The sequence below is a fragment of the Halohasta sp. A2 genome (assembly GCF_056175805.1).
The window spans coordinates 1-21,771 of sequence record NZ_JAQFWV010000023.1 but is presented as its reverse complement, the minus strand read 5'-3'; the positions used below and the strand labels follow the sequence as shown (position 1 = coordinate 21,771).

General features: G+C 60.6%; 26 protein-coding genes and 1 pseudogene. 13 read left to right on the top strand and 14 right to left on the bottom strand.

Annotated features, from left to right (window positions below; genetic code table 11):
* Positions 1 to 44: 44 nt before the first annotated feature.
* Positions 45 to 1,523, top strand: coding sequence for a cysteine--tRNA ligase (cysS, locus tag O2S87_RS08910; protein ID WP_475408442.1), 1,479 nt, complete (start codon positions 45 to 47; stop codon positions 1,521 to 1,523).
* A 71-nt stretch (positions 1,524 to 1,594) separates the two neighbouring features.
* Here the strand turns inward: cysS and O2S87_RS08905 are convergent, their stop codons facing one another.
* The 6 genes from O2S87_RS08905 to O2S87_RS08880 form a co-directional block, all read right to left on the bottom strand.
* Positions 1,595 to 1,879, bottom strand: coding sequence for a DUF357 domain-containing protein (locus O2S87_RS08905; protein ID WP_475408441.1), 285 nt, complete (start codon positions 1,877 to 1,879; stop codon positions 1,595 to 1,597).
* 86 nt (positions 1,880 to 1,965) lie between these two features.
* The gene (locus O2S87_RS08900) at positions 1,966 to 4,047 is read right to left on the bottom strand and encodes a type II secretion system F family protein (RefSeq protein ID WP_475408440.1); all 2,082 of its coding nucleotides are present in this window, start codon (positions 4,045 to 4,047) and stop codon (positions 1,966 to 1,968) included.
* A complete protein-coding gene (locus tag O2S87_RS08895) occupies positions 4,047 to 5,765 on the bottom strand; it encodes a type II/IV secretion system ATPase subunit (RefSeq protein ID WP_475408439.1) in 1,719 nt (572 codons plus the stop codon). The genes O2S87_RS08900 and O2S87_RS08895 overlap by 1 nt, the downstream gene beginning before the upstream one ends.
* A gap of 142 nt (positions 5,766 to 5,907) precedes the next feature.
* Positions 5,908 to 6,231 carry a DUF7344 domain-containing protein gene (locus O2S87_RS08890; protein WP_475408438.1) on the bottom strand — a complete coding sequence of 108 codons (324 nt, stop codon included), beginning with the start codon at positions 6,229 to 6,231 and terminating at the stop codon, positions 5,908 to 5,910.
* 150 nt (positions 6,232 to 6,381) lie between these two features.
* A complete protein-coding gene (locus O2S87_RS08885) occupies positions 6,382 to 7,185 on the bottom strand; it encodes an HD domain-containing protein (protein ID WP_475408437.1) in 804 nt (267 codons plus the stop codon).
* 47 nt (positions 7,186 to 7,232) lie between these two features.
* Positions 7,233 to 7,712: a redoxin domain-containing protein gene (locus tag O2S87_RS08880; protein WP_475408436.1), complete on the bottom strand. Its 480-nt coding sequence runs from the start codon at positions 7,710 to 7,712 to the stop codon at positions 7,233 to 7,235.
* Positions 7,713 to 7,820: 108 nt separating this feature from the next.
* Between O2S87_RS08880 and O2S87_RS08875 the strand changes: the two genes are divergently transcribed.
* From O2S87_RS08875 to O2S87_RS08850, 6 genes are read left to right on the top strand one after another with little or no spacing between them, the layout of a single operon-like run.
* The gene (locus tag O2S87_RS08875; protein WP_475408435.1) at positions 7,821 to 8,384 is read left to right on the top strand and encodes a tRNA (cytidine(56)-2'-O)-methyltransferase; all 564 of its coding nucleotides are present in this window, start codon (positions 7,821 to 7,823) and stop codon (positions 8,382 to 8,384) included.
* A gap of 56 nt (positions 8,385 to 8,440) precedes the next feature.
* Positions 8,441 to 8,971, top strand: coding sequence for a transcription factor (locus O2S87_RS08870; RefSeq protein ID WP_475408434.1), 531 nt, complete (start codon positions 8,441 to 8,443; stop codon positions 8,969 to 8,971).
* A complete protein-coding gene (locus tag O2S87_RS08865; protein ID WP_475408433.1) occupies positions 8,971 to 9,645 on the top strand; it encodes a DUF2110 family protein in 675 nt (224 codons plus the stop codon). The genes O2S87_RS08870 and O2S87_RS08865 overlap by 1 nt, the downstream gene beginning before the upstream one ends.
* Positions 9,642 to 10,139, top strand: coding sequence for a LabA-like NYN domain-containing protein (locus tag O2S87_RS08860; RefSeq protein ID WP_475408432.1), 498 nt, complete (start codon positions 9,642 to 9,644; stop codon positions 10,137 to 10,139). The genes O2S87_RS08865 and O2S87_RS08860 overlap by 4 nt, the downstream gene beginning before the upstream one ends.
* Complete coding sequence (locus O2S87_RS08855; RefSeq protein WP_475408431.1) at positions 10,140 to 10,307, top strand: hypothetical protein; 168 nt, start codon at positions 10,140 to 10,142, stop codon at positions 10,305 to 10,307.
* A 43-nt stretch (positions 10,308 to 10,350) separates the two neighbouring features.
* On the top strand, positions 10,351 to 10,866 hold the full coding sequence (locus O2S87_RS08850) for a PUA domain-containing protein (RefSeq protein ID WP_475408430.1): 516 nt from the start codon (positions 10,351 to 10,353) through the stop codon (positions 10,864 to 10,866).
* 64 nt (positions 10,867 to 10,930) lie between these two features.
* Here the strand turns inward: O2S87_RS08850 and O2S87_RS08845 are convergent, their stop codons facing one another.
* From O2S87_RS08845 to O2S87_RS08830, 4 genes are all read right to left on the bottom strand, one after another.
* Positions 10,931 to 11,911, bottom strand: coding sequence for a presenilin family intramembrane aspartyl protease PSH (locus tag O2S87_RS08845; RefSeq protein WP_475408429.1), 981 nt, complete (start codon positions 11,909 to 11,911; stop codon positions 10,931 to 10,933).
* Between the two features lie 46 nt (positions 11,912 to 11,957).
* On the bottom strand, positions 11,958 to 12,185 hold the full coding sequence (locus O2S87_RS08840; protein ID WP_475408428.1) for an H/ACA ribonucleoprotein complex subunit GAR1: 228 nt from the start codon (positions 12,183 to 12,185) through the stop codon (positions 11,958 to 11,960).
* 1 nt (position 12,186) lies between these two features.
* The gene (srp19, locus tag O2S87_RS08835) at positions 12,187 to 12,462 is read right to left on the bottom strand and encodes a signal recognition particle subunit SRP19 (RefSeq protein WP_475408427.1); all 276 of its coding nucleotides are present in this window, start codon (positions 12,460 to 12,462) and stop codon (positions 12,187 to 12,189) included.
* Between the two features lie 88 nt (positions 12,463 to 12,550).
* Positions 12,551 to 12,841: a hypothetical protein gene (locus O2S87_RS08830; RefSeq protein ID WP_475408426.1), complete on the bottom strand. Its 291-nt coding sequence runs from the start codon at positions 12,839 to 12,841 to the stop codon at positions 12,551 to 12,553.
* Positions 12,842 to 12,945: 104 nt separating this feature from the next.
* Here O2S87_RS08830 and O2S87_RS08825 point away from each other — a divergent pair, with 104 nt between their 5' ends.
* The gene (locus O2S87_RS08825) at positions 12,946 to 13,974 is read left to right on the top strand and encodes a class I SAM-dependent methyltransferase (protein WP_475408425.1); all 1,029 of its coding nucleotides are present in this window, start codon (positions 12,946 to 12,948) and stop codon (positions 13,972 to 13,974) included.
* 31 nt (positions 13,975 to 14,005) lie between these two features.
* Positions 14,006 to 14,524 carry an MOSC domain-containing protein gene (locus O2S87_RS08820; protein ID WP_475408424.1) on the top strand — a complete coding sequence of 173 codons (519 nt, stop codon included), beginning with the start codon at positions 14,006 to 14,008 and terminating at the stop codon, positions 14,522 to 14,524.
* A gap of 73 nt (positions 14,525 to 14,597) precedes the next feature.
* On the opposite strand, the gene O2S87_RS08815 is transcribed toward O2S87_RS08820, so the two are convergent.
* The 3 genes from O2S87_RS08815 to O2S87_RS08805 all read right to left on the bottom strand — a co-directional run bounded on the left by O2S87_RS08815 (position 14,598) and on the right by O2S87_RS08805 (position 16,339).
* Positions 14,598 to 14,837, bottom strand: a complete 240-nt coding sequence (locus O2S87_RS08815) for a UPF0058 family protein (protein ID WP_475408423.1) — start codon at positions 14,835 to 14,837, stop codon at positions 14,598 to 14,600.
* A 243-nt stretch (positions 14,838 to 15,080) separates the two neighbouring features.
* Positions 15,081 to 15,266, bottom strand: a complete 186-nt coding sequence (locus tag O2S87_RS08810) for a DUF7836 family putative zinc-binding protein (RefSeq protein WP_475408422.1) — start codon at positions 15,264 to 15,266, stop codon at positions 15,081 to 15,083.
* A gap of 92 nt (positions 15,267 to 15,358) precedes the next feature.
* A complete protein-coding gene (locus O2S87_RS08805; protein WP_475408421.1) occupies positions 15,359 to 16,339 on the bottom strand; it encodes a transcription initiation factor IIB in 981 nt (326 codons plus the stop codon).
* A 317-nt stretch (positions 16,340 to 16,656) separates the two neighbouring features.
* On the opposite strand from O2S87_RS08805, the gene O2S87_RS08800 reads away from it, so the two are divergent.
* The 3 genes from O2S87_RS08800 to O2S87_RS08790 all read left to right on the top strand — a co-directional run bounded on the left by O2S87_RS08800 (position 16,657) and on the right by O2S87_RS08790 (position 19,469).
* Positions 16,657 to 17,094 carry a universal stress protein gene (locus O2S87_RS08800; protein WP_475408420.1) on the top strand — a complete coding sequence of 146 codons (438 nt, stop codon included), beginning with the start codon at positions 16,657 to 16,659 and terminating at the stop codon, positions 17,092 to 17,094.
* A gap of 53 nt (positions 17,095 to 17,147) precedes the next feature.
* Entirely contained in the window at positions 17,148 to 18,950 is a 1,803-nt protein-coding gene (menE, locus tag O2S87_RS08795; RefSeq protein WP_475408419.1) for an o-succinylbenzoate--CoA ligase, read from the top strand.
* Positions 18,951 to 19,175: 225 nt separating this feature from the next.
* Entirely contained in the window at positions 19,176 to 19,469 is a 294-nt protein-coding gene (locus O2S87_RS08790; protein WP_475408418.1) for a HalOD1 output domain-containing protein, read from the top strand.
* Between the two features lie 10 nt (positions 19,470 to 19,479).
* Here the strand turns inward: O2S87_RS08790 and O2S87_RS08785 are convergent, their stop codons facing one another.
* The gene (locus O2S87_RS08785) at positions 19,480 to 21,345 is read right to left on the bottom strand and encodes an ATP-binding protein (RefSeq protein ID WP_475408417.1); all 1,866 of its coding nucleotides are present in this window, start codon (positions 21,343 to 21,345) and stop codon (positions 19,480 to 19,482) included.
* 224 nt (positions 21,346 to 21,569) lie between these two features.
* Between O2S87_RS08785 and O2S87_RS08780 the strand changes: the two are divergent.
* Positions 21,570 to 21,771 (top strand): annotated as a pseudogene (locus O2S87_RS08780) (ISH3 family transposase); the annotation flags it as partial.

Genomic DNA, 21,771 nt, shown 5'->3' with positions numbered 1-21,771 from the left:
TTTCGACGGTTTCAAATCGCCTCCCGCTGTGGATTTGCCCACGTATGACTCTCACCGTGACCAACACGCTGACGGGCGACCGCGAGGAGTTCGAGCCGACCGGCGACGACGTCCTGCTGTACGTCTGTGGGCTGACGGTCTCGGACGACCCCCACCTCGGCCACGCCCGCCTGTGGACCCACGCCGACGTCATTCACCGCTGGCTCGACGTCGCGGGCTACGACGTCCGGCACGTCGAGAACTTTACTGACGTCAACGAGAAGATCGCCGCCAGAATCGGCGAGCGCCCCGAATGGGAGACCGAAGCCGACGTCGCACGGCACTACATCCAAAAGGTCGTCGACTACATGCGCGCGCTAAACTTCAAACGCGCCACCGTCTACCCACGGGTCTCCGAACACATCCCCGAGATCATCGCCCTCATCAAGGAACTGATCGATGCAGGCCACGCCTACGAGACCAATGGATCAGTGTACTTCGACGTGACCACCTTCGACGACTACGGAAAGCTCTCGAACCAGCAGGTCGACGATCTCGAAGCCCAGCGAGAGGTTGACGAACGCTCCGAAAAGCGGAACCCCGCTGACTTCGCGCTCTGGAAAGCCGGGGGTGTCTCGCCCGAGGCGATCCGCGAGCACGCCAAACACGACCACGGCGACGCGACCCCTTCAGGCGAAACGTGGGACTCGCCGTGGGGCGAGGGCAGGCCGGGCTGGCATATCGAGTGCTCGGCGATGTCGATGACACATCTCGCAGAGACGATCGATATCCACGTCGGCGGCCACGATCTGGTCTTTCCGCACCACGAAAACGAGATTGCCCAAAGCGAGGCCGCCACCGACCAGCAGTTCGCTAAGTACTGGCTTCACACCGGCCTGCTCGAAACAAAAGGCGAGAAGATGAGTTCGAGCCTCGACAATTTCTTTACGGTCGAGGCGGCTCTCGACGAATTCGGCCCGAACGTCATCCGGACGTTCTATCTGTCGACCGAGTACGGCTCGAAACAGACCTTCTCGGAAGACGCCATGGCCGAAGCCCAACAGCGGTGGGACAGACTCCAGCGCGCCTACGAAACGGCCGTCGACGCCCTCGATTCGGTCGACGCCCACGCCAAAGCAGTTGACGACGACCTCCGGGCGGCGGTTGACGAGACCACCGAGGCGTTCACTACGGCGATGAACGCCGACTTCAACGTTCGCGAAGCGATGGCCGCACTGCTCGAACTCACGACCGCGGTCAACAAACACGTCGACGAGGCCACCGAGTACGATTATCGAGGACTTAAAAAGGCGGTCGAGACTTTCGACCGACTGAGCGGCGACGCCTTCGGGCTTCAGTTCGAGACCGTCTCCGAGGGCGAGGTGAGCATCGCCAGCGACCTCGTCGAACTCGTCTTGGCGGTTCGCGAAGACGCTCGCGAAGCCAGTGAGTACGAACAGGCTGACGAACTCCGGGACCGTCTTGAAGCGCTCGGCGTCGCGGTCGAAGATAGCGGCGACGGGTCGACGTTCAGACTCGGATAACGCAGCAGGCGGTGGCTACGACGGCTACGTTTCACCAGTCGACATCCACCGGTTGTGCTCTCATCAAAAGCTCACATCGTGAACAGTTCGGTCTCTTCAGGAATCGAAAACAGGCCCATCCGAACCCCTGCATCCAGCCAGCCATAGCCGTACGAAAACGCCGCCAGCGCGTTGACCGGATCCTCATTCTCGCGGAAGTGTCGACCATCCCGGAGATACGAGGCAGCCATCGCTCGGCAGTCGGTAGCTGCTTCCGCCAGCGGCGTTCCGGTGGGTGGTGTTTGTTCGGCAGCGTCCAGCGCGTCAGCCAGCATCCGTTCGTAGCGGTCGGTTTTTTCAGTGAGATCGGCGGGCATACTGGGACCTACTCGTCGACGGCCAAAGCCATATTGGGTCGACAACAGTGTACGTCGACGGCTCGTTCGTCGGCGTGCGCGTCAGGCTACAGTATGGAGAACGCGCCATAGGTGATCAGCAACATGACGGTCGCGTGGACAACACCGTCTTTGACCGATCCTTGACCGAGCTGTCCGGCGACCAGTCCCGAACAGATCGACTGGACGAGCGTGACGTGGAAAAACAGCGTTTCATACCCCGAGATATTGATACTGTCAGGGTCACCCGAGATACCCAGTCCGCCGGTCGGTGCCCTACCCGACTCCGAGGTGCTTTCGGCCATCTTGGCGACGACGTCTTCGATCGCTGGGATAAATGCCACCATCAACGCGGCCATGATGCCGAGAAAGACGAAAAACGCGATGTAGATGACGACCAAATACGTCAGCATCACCTGTTTGCGCTGCTTGCTGAGTGCACGCGTCGACCGGGCTTCGTCGGCTGCAATCTCGAGAACAGGCGCGATATCGTTGTTGGTCTCCATCGCGTTCGTTGACAGCGTCACGGCGCGCGTGACCACTGGCGAATCGATGCGTCGGTCCAGCCGTTTCAGTGCGGTCGCGATATCCGATCCCCACTGGACATCCTGCCAGGTACGTTTGAGCTCCGGGGTGAGCCCACCGAGATCGCTGTTTTTGACCCGACGGAAGCTTTCGACGATCGACATCCCCGCGTCATTGACGCTCGCAAACCGGTCGAGGAAATCTGGGATCGCGCGTTCGATCGCTCTCGCCTGCCGTTTTTTGAGTCCGTACACCACTGCGTAGATGCCCAACGTGACGATGGTCGCCTCGGTCACCGGCGGCACGACCGCCGTCAGAAAACTGAACAGCTCTGGGTCGAACGAATCGATCGTGAGCCCGACCCACACAAGGCCGACCGGCACAGTCACGTAGAAGGTGACTGCCGGATTGCGACGGATCATTGCGAACGGCTCGGAAACCCACGTGAGCAGTCGGTCGAGTTTGTCGTAGGTTTGCAGTGTCTCGTACTGAGTTCGCCAGCGACTGTCGATGCTGCCGCCATCAGCCACGGTTTGGGTCTGTTTGATCGAACCCGCATCGATGAGCTCCTCGTCGTAGTCCAGATCGCCGGGCGTGCCCGCCGACTCGGTTATGCTGTCGACGTAGACGATAAAGGCAAACGAAGCCAGTGGAATGGCCACATAGGTCATCGAACGCATGATCGGTAGCGTGTCGTCCAACACGAGGCCGATCACCGCCAGCGTCGTGATCACGAACAACGGACCGGCGACCAACACCGTGACGTACGCCTCGGCGAACGTCGCCAACAGTTCGAGATACTGCTCCTGTTGGGCCTTTGCCTCCTCGCGGTAGCGTTCGTACTGCGACCGGAGGTACGCCGAGAGGCTCCGGCCGCTGCCGAGAACGCTACTGAGGTTCTCGCTGAGTTCGGACATACTCTCCGAGGGTGTTCGATCGCTCATGTCCTCGATGGCTGTCTGGAGGTCGACTCCGAACAGGTCCATCTGCCGAACAGTCACGTTGACTTCGGAAGCGGCCTCGCCGTACACCGCACGGTTGTCAGCGAGCGTTCTGAGTACCTGTGCAAAGGGCATGCCGCTTCTCGAGAGCGCGTACATGAACGCGACCATCCGCGGCAGCGTCGCGTCGATCTTCGAGCCCCTGGCGTACGTTTGTTGGCCGATAATCACCCATCGAAGCCAGTTAGCCACGAATCCGACACCCACTGCAATCAGAAGGCTGCCGACGAGTGTGATCCCCACACGTGGCCAAAACTCAAACACGCCAATGCTTTCGAGCATCGTGATCGAGTTAGCAAGCCACTCGAGTTCCGAACCACCGAGCGCTGCTTGAAGACCCGAAACGACAAGCCAGATAAGTGTGAGACAGGCGATGCCCGCGCCGAGGCCGACGATACACGAGTACAGCACGGTCTGTGTGCGAAACGACTTGTACGATCGAGGAATGTGGGCAGCCTCCATTTCGGGTTGCTGTATTCGTCGACGCCGCTCTGAGAGCAACGTCTCACCGATGAGTGTCTGAGCGACACCGTCGAGAATGACCGTCGCCCGGTCGCTGAACTGTGGAAGCGCAAGGAGACTGACCAACACGAGCCCAATCACCAGTGGGATATAGACGAACATTAGCCGTCGACAGCCTGTCTGGTCGGATCGTCGACCGCCGAATCGGCTTCGATTCTGTCCAACACTCGCGTTGGATCGGCGTAGTACTCGTTTATCAGCGCGGTGAACTCCCGATAGTCATTGATTCCTTTCTGTTGGAGATATGCGAGTACGCGCCGGCGGTTCCGCATCTCGGTGAGTAGTTCCTTTCGACTCCAGCCGCGGTCGTCTTGGATCTCGGCTAAGAGCTCGCTGTCGTTGCGCTCGAAGGTGTCAGTGCCAGCGTTCCAGTTGAACGCCGACGCGTAGTCGAGCTCGCCCGTTCGCTGGTCGACGCCCCGGATCTCACCAATGACGTTCGCCCGGCGGACACGCTGGTCGTCGATCCGGGCCTGTGTCTGGATCGAGAGCATATCGAGCGACTGGACCATCGCCCGGGGGACGTTGATCGGTTCGTTCTCCAGTCTGTTGATGACGGTCTCGATCGAGTCGGCGTGCATCGTCGAAAACGTGGTGTGGCCCGTGTTCATCGCCTGAAACAGCGTGACGGCCTCTTTGCCTCTGACCTCGCCGACGATGATGTACTCCGGGCGGTGCCGGAGCGCCGACCGAAGCAGATCGTACATGTCGATGTTCGATCCCTCGGTGCGCTGTTCGCGCGTGATCGACGACAGCCAGTTGTCGTGATACAGCGATAGCTCCCGGGTGTCTTCGATGGTCAACACCTTCGACCGCGGCGGGATGAACATCGATACCGCGTTCATCGAGGTGGTCTTTCCCGACGCCGTCCCGCCAGCGAAAATCAGGCTCTTGTTGTTCTCGATGCAGAGCCAGAAGTAGGCCATCTGCTCGATGTTAAAGGTGTTATAATTGATGAGATCGATCGGCGTAAACGGTTCGTCGGCGTACTGCCGGATCGTGAACGCCGAACCGCGAGGGGTAACTTCCCGACCGAGCGAGATTTCGGCCCGAGAGCCGTCAGTGAGCGTCGCTTCGACCATTGGATCGCCAACGCTGATGTGTTTGCCCGACTGCTGGGCCAGTCGGATGACGAAGTTGTCCAACTCCTCTTGGGCGAACGAGATGTTCGTCTCGATATCGGAGTACTCGTCGTGATAGACGAAGATGGGTAGCTCGTAGCCATCACACGAGATATCCTCGATATGTTGGTCGTTCAACAACGGATCGAGCTTCCCGAATCTGCGGAAATCACGTTTAAGATAGTAGAACAGCGAGTGAAACGTCCGCATTCCGACTGTGATTCCGTACGTCTCCAGCAGTCGCTTGAGTTCGGAAACGAGTGCGCCCTCCGTGCTTTTTTGCGTCGACGACTGGTACATCAAGGGCGCTCTGATATCGCTTTTTATGCGGGTCAGGAGCTCTCGTTCGAACGTATCGAGATCCGGTTCGACCGCACTATAATAATGTTCACTGTCGGCATCGTTGTAGGTGACCACGACGTACGCAAACGGCGCGTTGACCCAGTAGCGGCCGACTTCGACGTGGCCATCTGGAGGCTCGAACGTCGCGAGATAGCCGTCTTCGGCCGGTCGGTACCGGCGGATGTCGATCGGGGAGCTGCGAATGATCCGACTCGCCAGGCCGAGGCGGGTACGGAGTTCGGCCAGTTTGGCCGCGGCCGTCGCTGCAAATCCGTCGTCGGCCGACGGCTCATGGCTGGTTGTCTCCTGATCCCACTCCGTCTCGGGGATCTCCTGTGACTGTGTAGCATCAGACATACTCGTGGGTGCAGTGTTAGACGTATCTGTTGGGACTACTTAATAATCAATCGGATAGATAGATAGGTAACCAGTGTAACAAACGCCTGCGACGGATTCGAACTGCGATACGATCGAACCGGGAGATCTGTGCTCGAACGCGTTACTGTTCGGCTGTGACCGCCATCGGCCGATCCAGTCGACCGCCTGTGGCCGCTACGAGAGTCTTAACGCCTGCGGCCGTTATTCCGACCGAATCCGTCGAGCGTCCGTAAACGATCAGTCCGTAGTCGGCGAGTTTCGGAAGCTGGTGGTGACGGAGTCGAATCAGCTGCTGGCGGCGTTCGTCGGGAGTCACTGCAGCCGCGGATTTCTCCAGTTGTCGCGCCGCGAGTTCGATGGCCAGATCACGTTCGGAGGTTGGGGGGTCCGGATTGGTCAGTATCGAACAGATCCGTCTGCGGGTTGGATCCGACAGTAACGTCACACGATCAGTCTCAGTGGAGGGGGATACTCTGGACATGTGGGGTCGCCTGTGGGTTCGCACCCGATGGTAGCTGCCCGTGGTGAATAAGGACGCGACCTAACCAGTTTGGGTCACTCGACCGATTCGACCGAAACCGGCACGTAACACGGCTCAGAGTTCGATCCGTTCGACGAGCATATCGTCGGCTTTCGTGTTTATGGCGACGATCCGCACCTCCGTTTCGAGCAGCGAGTCTTTGAGTTTCGCCTTCAGCAGATTGTCGACCTGATAAACGCCGGCGGCGTTGATCATCTCGATTTCGACGAGCACTGGGGAGTCGTCACCTTCGACGAGCCGAACGTTCTCGATGGCCTGGCTCGACAGCGTGTTGATCCCTCGACCACCGCTCTCGTAGGGGATTCGTGAGCGACCGCGCTCCATATCCAGCCCGTCGGCGATACGGATGATTCCAGCCTCCTTCGTGAGTGGGGTCTCCTCAGTGTGATGACACAGAATCGCATGGAGCACTTCGGCCTTGACCCGAACAGCGTTTTCGACGCCGTACAGCTCCGCGAGGAGTCGGTCGAGCACATCGGCTGCGAGCGGAATCGAGTAGTACGAGTGGTTGTCCCGGTGGACGACGTGACCGATGTCGTGGAGCGTTGCCGCGAGTGCGATAATGACGGGTTCGAACGACTCGTCGAGGCCCTGTTGGCGTGCGCCGTTGAACTCGATCCCACCGCGTTTGAGCAGTTCGTAGAGCCGCAACGCACGGTTCCGAACGATCTCGATGTGTTTCGGGCCGTGATCACTGTACTGCTTGCGGGTGACCGCGTTGACGTTCTGGGCCGAGAGGTAGGTAACGATCTCCGGATCGGAGGTGATCACCGGAAGGAGTTCGTTCAGGCGTTCGTCGGCAAACGGATGGTCGGCCGCCGGATCGTACTTGACGGTCGACTGCTCGGAATCGCTCATTCGGCGACTGTTTCGCCCCTACCGGCAAAAACACTCGGCCTTAGTGGTCAGTCTGCCAGTGTGTCGACCGCGTCGACGACTGCATTGTAGTCGGGTTCTTGCCCCGGATTGTCTGCGATCCACCTGTATTGGATCATCCCTTCGTCATCGACAACGAACACCGATCGAGTCGCCACACCCCACATCGCGATGTGGTCGAAGTCGTCGACGACGTCGTAGGCCTCGATAATCGAGCCGTCGTTGTCGCTTATCAGACCGAACGTCAGCCCCTCGTGGTCGCGAAACCGTTCGAGCGCGTAGGACGTATCGGTGCTGATCCCGAACACTGTCGCCCCCAGGTCGTTGAACCGCCCGAGGCTGTCCTGAAACGCACAGACCTCCGCGGTACAGGTGGTCGAAAACGCCGCCGGGAAGAAGGCGAGTACGATCGGTCCGGAGCCGAGATGGTCCGAAAACGTCGTCGCCTGGGTTTCCTCGTCGACCAGCGGGGCGGTGAAGTCGGGGGCTCGGTCGCCAACAGATACCATGTGGTAGCCAGTCACTACCGGGAGTTGAGCATTGTGGTCGACACAGTAGCCCGAAACTACCGCCGAAAAAACGAAACCCACAGGTCACGCCGCCGAGTCGACTCTGCCATGCAGGAGACACACGAGGTCGTCGTCGTCCGCTACGGCCACCGTCCCGGCCGTGACGACCGAATGACGACCCACGTCGGGCTCACCGCCCGCGCACTCGGTGCCGACCGTGTGATCGTCCCCGACAACGCGGGTCAGTCGGTCGAAACCGTCCGAGATATCACCGACCGGTTCGGCGGGCCGTTCGAGATCGAACAGTCCGACAGTCTCAGCGCGCTCGTCCGCGACTGGGAGGGATCGGTCGTCCATCTCACGATGTACGGTCTACCGGTCCAAGAGGTCGAGGCCGACGTGCAAACGGCACTCGAAACGGGGCCACTGCTGATCGTCGTCGGTGGCGAGAAGGTGCCGTTCGAACTGTACGAGTACGCTGACTGGAACGTCGGCGTGACCAACCAGCCCCACTCCGAGGTCGCAGGGTTGGCTGTCTTTTTGGATCGGTTGTTCGAGGGCCGGGAGTTAGCACAGGAGTGGGTCGACGCCGAAAACCGTGTGGTGCCGCAGTCGACCGGTAAGAAGGTGGTTCCCGGTGAGACCCCGTCAGACCGAAATCACGGCTCCTAACGTGACCACGGGGTCCATTCGGTGGTTTTAACCGAGTTCACCGCCGAAACGGAGTAATGGCTTTTGAGGATCTGCTGAACGACCCGGTTATCCAGAAGTACCTCCACGAGTTGGTCGGCCCCGAGGGGATGCCCGTCGCGGCCGCACCGCCGGACGGCGAAGTGACCGACGAGGAGCTCGCCGAACAGCTCGATCTCGAACTGAACACGGTCCGCCGTGCGCTGTTCATTCTCTACGAGAACGACCTAGCCTCCTACCGTCGGCTCCGTGACGAGGACTCGGGCTGGCTGACGTATCTCTGGACGTTCCATTACGACAACATCCCCGAGAACCTCGAAGAGGAGATGCACCGTCTGCTCGAAGCGATCGAGGAACGCGAGGAGTACGAACGAACCCACGAGTTCTATCTCTGCGAGGTGTGTTCGATCCGCTTCGAGTTCGGCGAGGCGATGGATTTCGGCTTCCAGTGTCCCGAATGTGCCTCCCCGCTCGAATCGATGGACAACGACCGACTTGTCGACTCGATGGAACACCGGATCGAGGCGCTCCGTGACGAACTCAACGTCGACGTCCACGCCTCCTCATAATGGTCGTTCTCGCAACCAAATGTTACGTCGAAGGCGAGGCCCGCGAGCGCGCGCTCAAAAGCCTCGGCTCGCTGATCGACAACGACATTCACCAACTCAGCGTCGAGGCCGAAATCGGCGTTCGCCGAGACGACTTCGTTACGGTCACCCTAACCGGCGACGACGCGACCGCCGCCCGGAACGTGCTGGGCGAACGCTGGGGCGAAATCACCGACCACTTCACCGAGGGTGAACCCTACGTCGGCACGCTCGAATCGTGGGACGAAGACGGGATCACGCTCGATGCGGGTGAGAAGGTTCGGGTTCCAGCGAACGAACTCGGCCTCGGTCCGGGGACGCCCTCCCAGATCCGCGACCGGTTCGGACTCGTCCAGCACCTCCCAATGACGTTCGTCTACGGCGAGCCTTCGCGGCTGGCCGACGTGGAGGTAGACCGGCTCTACGACTGGAGCCGTGGTCGTGGCCGTGTCAACGTCAACAGCGCCACTCGGGGCGAGGTTCGCGCGACGGTCAACCGCGCAGGCCATGCCCAGGACATCGTTACCGTCGAGCGACTCGGCCTGCTCGAACAGTCGATCGTCTGTGGCGAGGGCACCGATCCGCCGGGACTGCTTGCGGCGATCGGCGAGTATCTCCCCTCGGAGCTCCGGTGTGTCATCGGTGATACCGAATGACCGACATCCACCCCAACCAGCGGGTCGCGGTGCTCGCCGACTCGCAGAACCTCTATCACACCGCCCACAGCCTCTATTCGCGGAATATCGACTACGCTGCCCTGTTGAGCGAAGCGGTCTCGGACCGTGAACTCACGCGCGCGATCGCGTACGTCATCCGCGCGGATTCACCCGAAGAAGAGACCTTTTTCGAGGCACTGGTCGACATCGGCTTCGAGACGAAGATCAAGGACATCAAAACGTTCGGCGATGGCACGAAGAAGGCCGACTGGGACGTCGGCATGAGTCTCGATGCGGTGACACTCGCCAATCACGTCGACACAGTTGTGCTCTGTACGGGCGACGGTGACTTCTCTCGACTCTGTTCGCACCTGCGACACGAGGGCGTCAAAGTCGAAGTGATGGCGTTCGGTTCTTCGACGGCCGAAGAACTCATCGAAGCGACCGACACGTTCACCGATCTCTCCGAGGACGAACACACGTTCCTGTTATAAATGGTCGACGACCGACAGATCGAGGCGGCTGGCTTTCCGTTCATCCTCGGGATGGCGGTCGGTCTCGCGGTCGGTCGGTCGGTGTTCCAGAGCACGCCCGTGGGTGTGGTGTTGGGTCTCGGTCTGTTCGGACTCCTGTTTTGGGTTCGAAATCGACTCGTGGGGTGAGCGAAATCCGCCCGTTTTTATTCGTTCGCCGAAACCACTGGCTATGAGCGATACGCCCGCGTCGACCGGCGTCGAGACCAGAGAGAGCGACGATTCGCCGGCCCGCGACATCAACGGGTTGCGAACGATTGCGGACTATCAGTTCGGCGCAGGCGCGGGAACCGCCCTCTTTCCACCCGGCGACTCGTTCGAGGTTCGGCGGTCGACCGGTGGCCGACCCCGACAGGTGTACACTGGCGACTCGCGGCTGATCTCGTACGGCGTCGACGGCCGCTTTACGCTCGGACTCGCCGGCGGGCGTCGACTCCTCGAACTCCCCAATCCAGTGAACCGTGTCGTCGTCGACGACGAATCCGAGCCATTCGTCCGAGACGGCAAAAACGTGTTTGCGAAGTTCGTCACGTCGGTCGACCCCGAGGTTCGTCCCGGCGACGAACTAGTCGTCGTCCACGAACGTGGCGACCTCTTGGCGGTCGGACGAGCCGAACTTTCGGCCGAAGCCATCGCCGCGTTCGACACCGGAATGGCAGTCAAAGTCCGCGCGGGTGTCGACGACTGATCGGCCAGTAGGAGTTTCTACTTCACCGAAACGCGATTCCAAACGGAGTAGCTAGTGACTACTATCAGAGAATTCCGGCCAGGCCGACCGCCTCAAGCAGGGAGACTCCGGCCAACAGCGAGCCGAGCAGGTAGCCGCCGATCGCCCCGCCGTTGAGCAGTGGGAGGCCAGCGTGGGCTCTGCCTTCCATCACCATTCGCATCAGTACCAGCAGGCCGCCGAGCGTTCCGACCAGCGCGAGCAGTGCGGGGAGATTGAGTTCGATCACCGGCACGGCAAACCGGGCTGCGGGCGAAAAGAAGGCTGCACTGGCGATCAGCACGCCCGGAATGACGGCATCGCCGAGCCCGATGAAAAACACGTCCCGATCAGTGTCCGTGGTTTCGGACTCCTCCGGCTGGTCGACCTCGACATCGGCCTCTTGGTCGACTGTTGTTTCGGCGTCGGTCTCTCGCATCCCGTTGGACTCCTCGTCGAGCAGCGAGTACGACAGCGAGAGCGGAATAACGAGAATCGCGGGGATGCGGAGGTCCATGACGCCGTCGGCGAGATCAAGCATGTGTTTGGTTTTGTAGACGCTGATCGCATCGTAGACGGCGAGAACCGACAGCAAAATCAGTGCTGGCAGAATGCCGAACGTAATTCCGAACAGGCCAGCCGCACCCGCGCCCATCAACACCCCGGCGGTGTCGATCACGTACCACTCGGGGTGGACCCACAGCGCGACCGAGACCGCGGCACCCAGTACAATCGAGACGATCGACGGGAGGATCGCCGAAAAGACGTACCACGACAGCATGCCACTGGTGGCGACGATCACCAGCCGGACGATCCAGTCGAGATCGTACTTGAACGCCGCCAGAAAGCCGAGTGTCGCCAGAAGGATCGCGCCGATGTAGACGAGACTGTTGGTGGGATCGTCGGGGTTATCGACCGCCTGATAGCCCTGATCAAAAAAGGTCTGAACGAGCGCGAGCGAACCGAGCTGGATCAACAAAAACAGTAGGACAGCGCCGGCAACGCCGCGGTACTCCCGGGGGAACATATCGGGCAGTTGGACCGAGGGGGGTTTGGGCGTTGTGTTTCGAGTGCTACCGCGCGTAGAGTTTCGTGCCAACCAGTTCGGTGAGTCCGGCCCCACCGCTCGGCGTGATCGCCACGTAGGGACCGTCTACCGGGCCAAAGACGTCGACGATTCGGCCGACGGTCGACAGCGATTCGTCGACCACCATGAGGCCGATCTCCGGGGTGTCGTCCGTCTCCGTTTTGACGATCGCCAGCCCCTGGGCGGTTCGGTCGACGGTGCCAATGCGTCGCATCTCAGTCTCTGAGGAGTTCGACGTAGGCCCCTATCGCCTGTACCAGATCGTTCTTGGTGTCGTCGGCTCCCTTGACGAGCACGCGGCCGCGCGGCTCGAACTCCCGGGAGTACGTTTTGTCGCGTTCGATGACCGCGTCGTAGCCGACCTGCTGGACGGCTTCAGCGATCTCCTCGACGGTCGGCTCGTCGACCGCGAGATCCAGTGGAACGCGTCGGCCCTCCGACCGCGTGAGCCCGGCATCGAAGTAGGCGGGCCACAGCACGTTTTCGACCATGTATGGGAGAGCGTGGCCCTGTGGTAATACCGTTACGACTGCCAGTGCTGTCGACTGGCGTGCAGCACGGCCGTCTCAGTATCGACGACTACGAGTACGGGTCGGAATCGTCGATCACGTAGCGGTTATATATCTGATCCGCGACCAGCGTCCCGACGAGCCCGGAGACGACGACGAACGAGCCGGCCGAAATCAATAGGAAGCTCACCCACTGGGTGGTCGGCTCTCGTGGCGGCCAGATGAACGGGAGCGACTGGATAACGAAATCCCAGAAGACGACGATCTGCATGACTGAGACACCCCCACTGCAGGCCAGCCGAAGCCGCAACCGCTCCCATGACGGCCCAGGGCGTGGTTCAGGAAACTCCGCGGTAGTCATTAGTCGCCCCTTTGAGGCAACCGATGTAAACCTGTTCGTCCGCGTCGGTGGCTACACGCCGAAACGTCACCCTTACTCATCGCTGGCTCGAATAAGTGAAGTATATGGAGGTTCCGTGTGTCGCCGTCCGACGCGAAGACGGCGAGGAGAGTCGACAGCTGCTGGCCAACGCCGGGGTGCTCGAAGACGACTACCAGATCGTCGTCGAAGAGGACACCCTTTATATTCCGATTTCGAGCGTCGACGGTCTCGACGATCGGTTCGAGACGACCGTCCGCGATCTCCCCGCACGCCAGCGAATCCAGACGCCGGCCGATCTGCTCGGCTACGAGCCATCGATCGAACGGCTCGGCGATGTCGTCATTCTCGACGAGGACGATCCGGACCGAGCGACTGAGATCGCCGACGCCGTGCTGGCGTCCGATCTCCCCGTCCGATCGGTGCTCAACCGGGCTTCGAAAATTAAAGGCGAGCTTCGGGTCCGTGACTGGGAACTCGTGGCCGAACAGGAACATACAGAGACGGACGCAGGCGCGGCTGTCGACCGCTCGCCGACCGAGACCGTCCACCGCGAGTACGGCCACGAGTTCCTCGTAGATCTCGCGGCGGTCTACTTCTCGCCCCGGCTGGCCACCGAGCGCCACCGTGTCGTCGAGCAGATCGAACCGGGCGAACACGTGCTCGACATGTTTGCCGGCGTGGGTCCGTTCGCCATCCCGGTGGCTGACCGTGGGGCTGAGGTCGTCGCCTGCGACCTCAACGAGACCGCGATCGAGTATCTTGAGGAAAACGCCAGGCAAAACGACGTTAGTGACTCACTAACGGCGATTGCTGGCGATGTGCGCGAGGTAGTCGACGACTACCGGGGGTGGGCAGACCGGCTCGTGATGAACCTCCCACACAGTGCCGACGACTTTCTCGAAACGGCGGTCGACCTCGCGAGCGACGACTGCGTTGTCCATTACTACGATATTCAACACGAAGACGATCCGTTCGGCCCCGGGATCGCGGCGATTCGTGCGGCAGCCGAACCCGACTACGAGCTCTCGGTCGAAACCGAACACGTCGTCCGCTCGTATGCACCACACGAGGTGAACGTCTGTCTCGACGTTCGGCTCACGCGGTCGACGTGAGAGTTACACACGGGCATGGTGTAGCGGAGCTATGGGAAACGTCGTGCAACTGTATACGGCACCGGCCGACGGCGAGCCGATGGAATCACACCGGACAGTCGAGGCGGTCGACGGCGGACTCGTCGGCGATCGGTATCTCCGCGGAACGGGCCACTACTCGCCGTTCGATGTCTGTGAAATAACGCTGCTGGAAGCCGAGGCGCTGGAGACGATCGACGAGGCGTTTGGGATCGATCTCTGGGACGGTCGACACCGTCGCAACATCGTTACCCGCGGCCAACCCCTCGATGAACTGCTCAACACGACGTTCTCAATCGGCGAGGCTGAACTCCGCGGCACACGGCCGCGACCACCCTGTGCACACGTCGAGCGGGTAGCCGATGAAAAGGGGGTTGCCCGAGCGCTCGGTGAACGACGTGGTGGGATCTGTGCGCGGGTGCTGTCTCCCGGACGGATCAGCATCGACGACGAAATCGAAATCCTCGAAGTGGATCCGGAAACGATCGGTGCGGAAATCGCAGCGCGGCTCCGAGCACGCGATACTCGATAGCAGACGCTAGCGAGACGAATCGCTCGGTCGCTACTGGTCAGTGGTAGAACGGCTGCAACACTGTTCGGAGTGTTTAGTCTGCGTTGGGTGCCAGCGGCTCGGATTCGGCGTTGGCCTCGGCCATTCCGTTGGTAATTCCCTTTGCAAGTTTGAAAACAGCTGCTTTGTGATCGGTCTTTGACTTGTGGATCGATGTCGGCTTGATGCCAAGTGTTTCGTATTCGGTGAGATCGAACGCGCCTTCCCACATCTCACACTGTGTACGTACCTCGGCAAGCAGGCCGTGTAGGTGAATGAGCTCCTGCTTCTTCATGAGCAAACCTTCGTAGCGACCGGAGGGTTATAGTACTATCTTGAGATGAGTTAACACGGGTCTCCGTTTAACAGGGGTCTGAGCGGCGTTGACGGCTCGTTCCGTCTACAAGAATAGTGATAATTCAGATATGGCGGTCTATATAGCCGTGTTTTCCCGCTCCGTTTCGCTTGCGCGCACTCCCGAATCAAGACGGTGGTCGAAGGTCTCACAACGACACGGTCGACGCCGCGAACCTGCGCCTCAGGTTTCTTGAAACTGCTTGACGGCTTTGAGGTCACGGTCCGTCTGGAGGAACTCCGCGAACCGACGGGTTGCGTGACAGTCCGGACAGGTAAAATTCGACCGGATATGCGGTGCATCGGTCGGTGTTTTCTGCCAGTTTTTCCCACACTCCGGACACAGAAGGCGGACGAACGCTTCTTCCATGCTACTTGCTGTCGCACTCCACAGACTAAACACTGTGTGAAAATATCACTTTTCGAACGGATCGTGGGTGGCCCGCTCCACCGCTCGACGACCTAGTTGAACAGTTCGTCGTGGTCGACTTCCAACAGCTCTTTGTAGCGATTGCGGATCGTCACTTCGGAGATGTCGGCGACCGTTCCGACCTGGCTCTGGGTCACCTTCTCGTTGGTGAGCAGGGCGGCTGCGTAGACGGCTGCGGCGGCGAGGCCGACCGGCGATTTCCCGCTCGTGATGCCAGCCTCTTTCGCTCCTCGAAGCAGTGACCGAGCTTCGCGTTCGACCTCGTCGGAGAGTTCGAGCCGCGAGACGAACCGCGGGACGTACTGCTCGGGGTCGGCGGGTTGAACTTCGAGTTTGAGCTCGCGGACCACGTACCGGTAGGTCCGGGTCATCTCCATTTTGTCGACTCGTGAGACAGCGGTGAACTCGTCGAGGCTCCGCGGGTTGCCCATCTGACGGGCCGCGGCGTACAGTGATGCGGTCGCCACGCCCTCGATGGAGCGGCCCGGAAGTAGGTTCTCGTTGAGCGCCCGACGGTAGATCACCGAGGCCGTCTCTCGAACGGCTTTCGGAAGGCCCAATGCGCTGGCCATCCGGTCGATCTCGCCGAGCGCCTGCTTGAGGTTGCGCTCTTTACTGTCGCGCGTGCGGAACCGCTCGTTCCACGTGCGGAGCCGCTGCATCTGTCGACGCTGGTTCGAGCTGAGGGCCTTGCCGTAGGCATCACGGTTCTGCCAGCCGATGTTGGTGCTCAGCCCCTTGTCGTGCATCATCTTCGTCGTGGGTGCGCCCACGCGAGATTTGGAGTCGCGTTCGGAGCTGTCGAACGCCCGCCACTCGGGACCGCGGTCGACGGCGTCCTCTTCGACGACGAGCCCACAGTCGACACACACCGTCTCGCCGTGTTCTTGATCAGTGATGAGCTGGCCGCTACACTCCGGACAGCTCAGCGTTTCGTCTGCATGGCGGCTGTCGGTCTGTTCTGTTGTCCGCTCGTCTCCCCTGACGTAGGTTCTGATTGTTGTATCGCTCATGATGTCCCCCGGATGATCCCACAAGCCAGAAAAAAGAAGAAAGCCTGGTGGGGTTCCTAACATAGAGTTATCGACCAAAGCATATAAATGTGTCGCCTTAGTGAGACGGCGAATCGCAGTACGTGGGGAGTATTCGATGATCACGGTCGGTCACCGTCGCGGTTCATCACGAAGTATGGTTCATATAAGAAGCTAACGCTGCGACGGGAGCGGGTTGGGGCGCTCGGTTCGACTGTGTTGGAAGGCTCAAGGCACGATGGTCAGTCGGCTGTGAGTTTGCCCAAGGGTTATGTACAATCGGAAAAACAGTTAGGCAAATGTACCGTGATATACTCCTCCCGACTGATGGTGGACCGGCCTCACAGGCGGCACTGTCGCATGCCGTCGAGCTCGCCGCTCAGTACGATGCACAACTACACGTGCTGTACGTGCTCGATACGACGGTCTACACCTCGCTCGATGCGGGCACCGAAACCGTACTCGACGCGCTGCGAACCCAGGGCGAACGGGCGCTCGATACGACGCTCGAAGCGGCCGAAAACGCCGGTGTCTCGGCGGTCTCCGAGATGGTTTCGGGAACGGCCCACGGCCAGATCATCGAGTACGTCGACGACCACGACATCGACCTCATCGTGATGGGGACACACGGACGAACCGGCCTGGATCGCTATCTGCTCGGAAGCGTCACCGAACGCGTCGTTCGGACGGCCGACGTGCCGGTACTCACGGTGCGGGCATCCGACGAGGACCAATGAGGTCGCCTGTTAGGGCAGTGCGATGAGTGTCGCGTTCTGGACGCCATAGTCGCATGCACGACTGGCTCACCCACCGTGCAGCCGCAACACCTGACGATCTCGCGCTGATCGACACGATGACCGATACCCGGTGGTCGTACAACGGATTAGACGCCGCGGTCGACGAGACGGCGGGTCGGCTTGCCGGACTTGGCATCGAACCCGGTGACCACGTCGGGATGCTGATGTCGACACAGCTACTGTCGATCTGCCTGCTCCACGCCGCCCAGCGCATGGGGCTGCGGCTGGTCCCACTCAACGGCCGCCTGACACCCACAGAGCTCGCCGACCAGATTACCCACTGTGATCTCTCGATGCTCGTCTGTGGATCGGATACCGAACAGCTCGCCGTCGAGTCGACCGACGAGACGCCGGTCGCCTCGGTCGACGAACCCCAGTTCAAGGACGTTGCGTCGTTCCGAGCCGTCGAGCCCAAACCGGTCAAGCCGGTCGAGTGGGAGTTCGATGATCCACAGCTGATGGTGTTTACCTCCGGGTCGACCGGTCGGCCCAAGGCCGTCGTTCTCACGATGGGGAACCTGCTGGCAAGCGCGGTCGCCTCGGGGTTCCGACTCGGCGTCAATCCCGACGACCGGTGGCTGCTGACGCTGGCGCTCTACCACGTCGGCGGAATCGCCCCGGTGTTGCGCTCGACGCTGTACGGGACCGCGGTCGTTCTCCGACCCTCGTTCGAACCCGCGAGCGCCGCGGACGACATCGACAGGTACGACGTGACCGTCGTCTCGCTGGTCCCGACGATGCTCTCGTCGATGCTCGAACGGCGTGGGACGCTCTCAGATTCACTGCGGGCGGTGCTCCTCGGTGGGGCTCCCGCGCCCGACTCGCTGATCGATCGGTGTCGAAACTACTCGATCCCCGTGTTTCCGACGTACGGCATGTCCGAAACGGCCTCCCAGATCGCGACCGCTCGCCCCGAGCAGGCGTTCGAACGCACCGGAACGGTCGGTCGACCGCTGCTGTGGACCGATCTCACGATCATCGACGACGACGGCGAACCGGTCGGTCCCGGCCAGCGCGGCGAGATCGTCGTCTCGGGGCCGATGGTCACCTCGGGGTATTACGGCGACGTCGACGGCAACGTCGAGGCGTTCTGCGAACACGGCCTTCGAACAGGGGATATCGGCTATGCGTCCGAACACGGCTATCTGTTCGTGCTCAACCGCTTGGACGATCGCATTATCACCGGTGGTGAAAACGTCGACCCCGGCGAGATCGTCGAGGTGCTTCGCTCGTATCCCGACGTCGACGAGGCAGCGGTTGTCGGCGTCCCCGACGACAAGTGGGGCGAGCGTGTGGGCGCGCTGATCGTCCCGAAACGCGAGACCCTAACCGAAGAAACGATCGAGAGTTTCTGTCGCGAGCGACTGGCTGGCTACAAACTCCCACGGCTGATCGCTTTCGCCGACGCGCTGCCGCGAACCGCCTCCGGAACCGTCAAACGACTCACTGTTAGGGAGCAACTAACGGCGTTTGTCGACGATGAGAAAACGGCCGTCTCGGCCAGCTCACCCCAATCGAACACCGATACCACAGAATCCGAACTCGCTGCTGAGTTCCCCAACGAGCGGTCGACTGAGAGCGCGCTCGATGAGGGGTCGACCGATGAACCCTCCGCAGATGTTTCCGGAGAAGATAGTGATTCGGACGAATCTAGCGATCCCAACGAGTCTGACGAAACCCGTGATTCTGACGCATCTGACGAGTCTGATAACCTCGACGAGTCCAACACGGTCGATGAGCCCGACACAGACGACGACTCCGAATCAGTCGACGAATCCGTCGACACCGACCCGTAACCCGTCGTTTACGTTCGCTAATAGCTGACTTTCTCTGTTGGCTGACTCCCGTTCGCACTGGTATACCAAAGACCGATAGTTACGTCGGTATGAGTATATCAGCGGTCGATAAATAACCGAGTATCAGTCGAGCGATAGCCTACGAACGACCGACAGACGGCGGTTAGTATATCACACATATCACAGCCATATGTTCATTGCTGCAGGGGTCGTCGGAGAGAGTGTATGTCTAATGCAGCCGTTCAGGGGGAGGGGGAACTCCACTACATTACACAGTACAACCCAGCACAGACTCGACCAATCACCGAGGTAGTTATCGACGCACTCGCGGCAGTCAGCGGGCGTGACCCGCTTGACCTACCGCCGCTCTACGAGGCTATCGATCCGGACGCACTCGAACTGGTCGTCCGTGAACCGAACACCGCGCCCCAGCGCTCCTGTTTCGTCGGCTTCACCGTCGACGAGTGGGGCGTCATCGTCACGGGCTCGGGCGAAATCCAGGTGTACGCCCACCACTAACCCGGCTCGGTCACTCGCCGTGGCGTGTCAAACAGGTCGACAGGCCGATCACTTCGACGGGCTCGGAGTTGTCCGGCGAGTAAACGACCAGTTGTCCTTTTTCCATATACGGTACCTTCGACTGGAGCGTCGACGGAATGTTGACGCTCTTTATCGCCTCGTCGTCGCCGAGGTTCAACACGAGTTTCGTATTGATTTGTTTAAATACCGAGTCGGCGATATCCTGTGGGTCCTGCGTGATCAAAAACAGGCCGAGCCGTTCTTTGCGGCCCTGCTTGGCTGCCTCGGTGAACTTCTGGATCACCTTGCGGGCCTGGACGGTGTCGCCCTCGTCGAGGAAGTTGTGGGCTTCGTCCATCCCGAGGACGATCGGCGTCTCTTTGATCCGGTCGCTGTCGGGCGTGTTCGAGAGCTTATCGTCGATCAGATACGTCGAGACCGCCAGCACGAACAGTTCCTTGGCGCGACTCGAACTCAGATGGTAGGTCGGAATCACGGTGAGGCCGCCGGGCCGGACGAGTTGGTGATCAAGCTCGGTGATGGGTTTGGCCGACTGGTCGAAGATACCCGACGGCATCGACAACACCCGGCGCTTGACCGCGTCGAACGTCTTTTCGTGGACGCGCCCCGACTCGTCGAGCTCCTCTCTGAGTGCGGGATCGTCGAGAAACCCTTTGAATTGGGTGTAGGTCCCACTCTGGCCGTACTGGCGGAAAAAGCGGTTCAAGAGAGTTCGAAGCGCAGGATACTGGTTCTCGTTGAGGCTACTGCCCGCAACGAGCCACGGCCGCTGTTCGGTCATCGAAAACGGAATCGTGAACTCGATGCGTTCAGCACGGTGGTTATCGCCGCCGTAGCTGGTCCCTTTTTCTTTCGGTACGAGCGCGATGGTGTCGTCGACCCCGCCGTAGGCAACACTTTCGCGCTCCAGTCGACGAGCGTATTCGCCTCCCAACTCGGGGTTGTCGTCGTGCATCTGGGCGTACTCGTTCTGTGGGTCGAACTGGACGACTGCGGGCCGAACGGTCCGGCCGTCGTCCATCGGGTAGGCCCGGTTCTCGCTCAGATACTGTCGGAGGACGTTCTTCGAGGCGTGTGTTTTCCCCGAGCCGGTGCCGCCAGCGACGAGCGTGTGGCGGAAAACGAGCGGATCGCCGGAGTCGTAATCGTCCTTGATCCGGTAGTCGATCGTCGGCGGGCTGGCGGCGGTCTCGACTTTCTCGCCGCCGACCGAGAGATGGCCGAGAAACACCCCGTCTTCGGGGATTTTGAGCCCGGTTTTGATTTCGGCGCTGTCGGTCGCCTGCTGGATGACCGCTCCGGGTTTGGGTACCCGGTCGGTCATCCGGCGTTTGAGTTCGGCCTCGCCGTCGTCGCTGTAGTCGGTGTACAGCACCGCTACGGGTTCGAGTTCGGCCATGAACTTGTAGTCGCGTTCCTCGATGCCCGAGGTGCGCATCATTCGGCGGGCGTGGATCTCGGTGGCATCGTCGGACTGGAACTCCTGGGCGTATTCGAGACCGACGATTTTGCAAAAGAGGCTTTCATTATCTGGGTACGGAACGAGCAGATACGTGCCGAGGCGGACCGACTCGCGGTTGCCCGCCGTGACGAACGCTCGAACGACCGTATCGTCTTCTTCGGCGCTGACTCGCAGGCCCTGGGTGACCGACAGTGCACCGAGGCCGAGGTCCTCGCCGTCGACCTCGACCGAAAGCTCGTCGAACGTATCGTCTGGCCCCGGTTCACGAGTGCTGTCTGTCGTCGACTCAGTGGATTCGCGCGTCGACTCTGTGGGGCCGCTCGTCGACTCGGTGGCTGATCCGTCGTCAGCCACCCGCTCCTCATCGAGATCAGTAAAGTCCTCTAAACCCATATGTACCGACATTCAACCGTGAGGCTAAACGCCTTTCCCCCGCTCGACTGGAGGATTCATTACGAATCGCTACTGACCGTTCTCTATGGCTGTCATCAAATACGAATCCCCGGACGGGCCGATCGAGTACAAAGTCGACGCCGCGAACATCGGTACTTCCCAACCGGTCTGAGAGCTGTAGCTAAAACGTAGCTCTCATCAGGAAGATGTCTGGTTGAGTGAATGTGTTCACGATTCCTCAACCAGACGGTTGTCTTTCAGCCACAGACGTGAAAGATCTAGCGGAAGATCTCATTGGACAGCTCCCGCTGCCGGGAATCGAGGGCTCGTCCCTCGATCCCGGCGAGATCTGGGCTGTCGTCACCCTTGCAGCAGTCAACCAAACGTCCATCTGGGAAACCTGCAAAGACAACGACAACGCTCCCT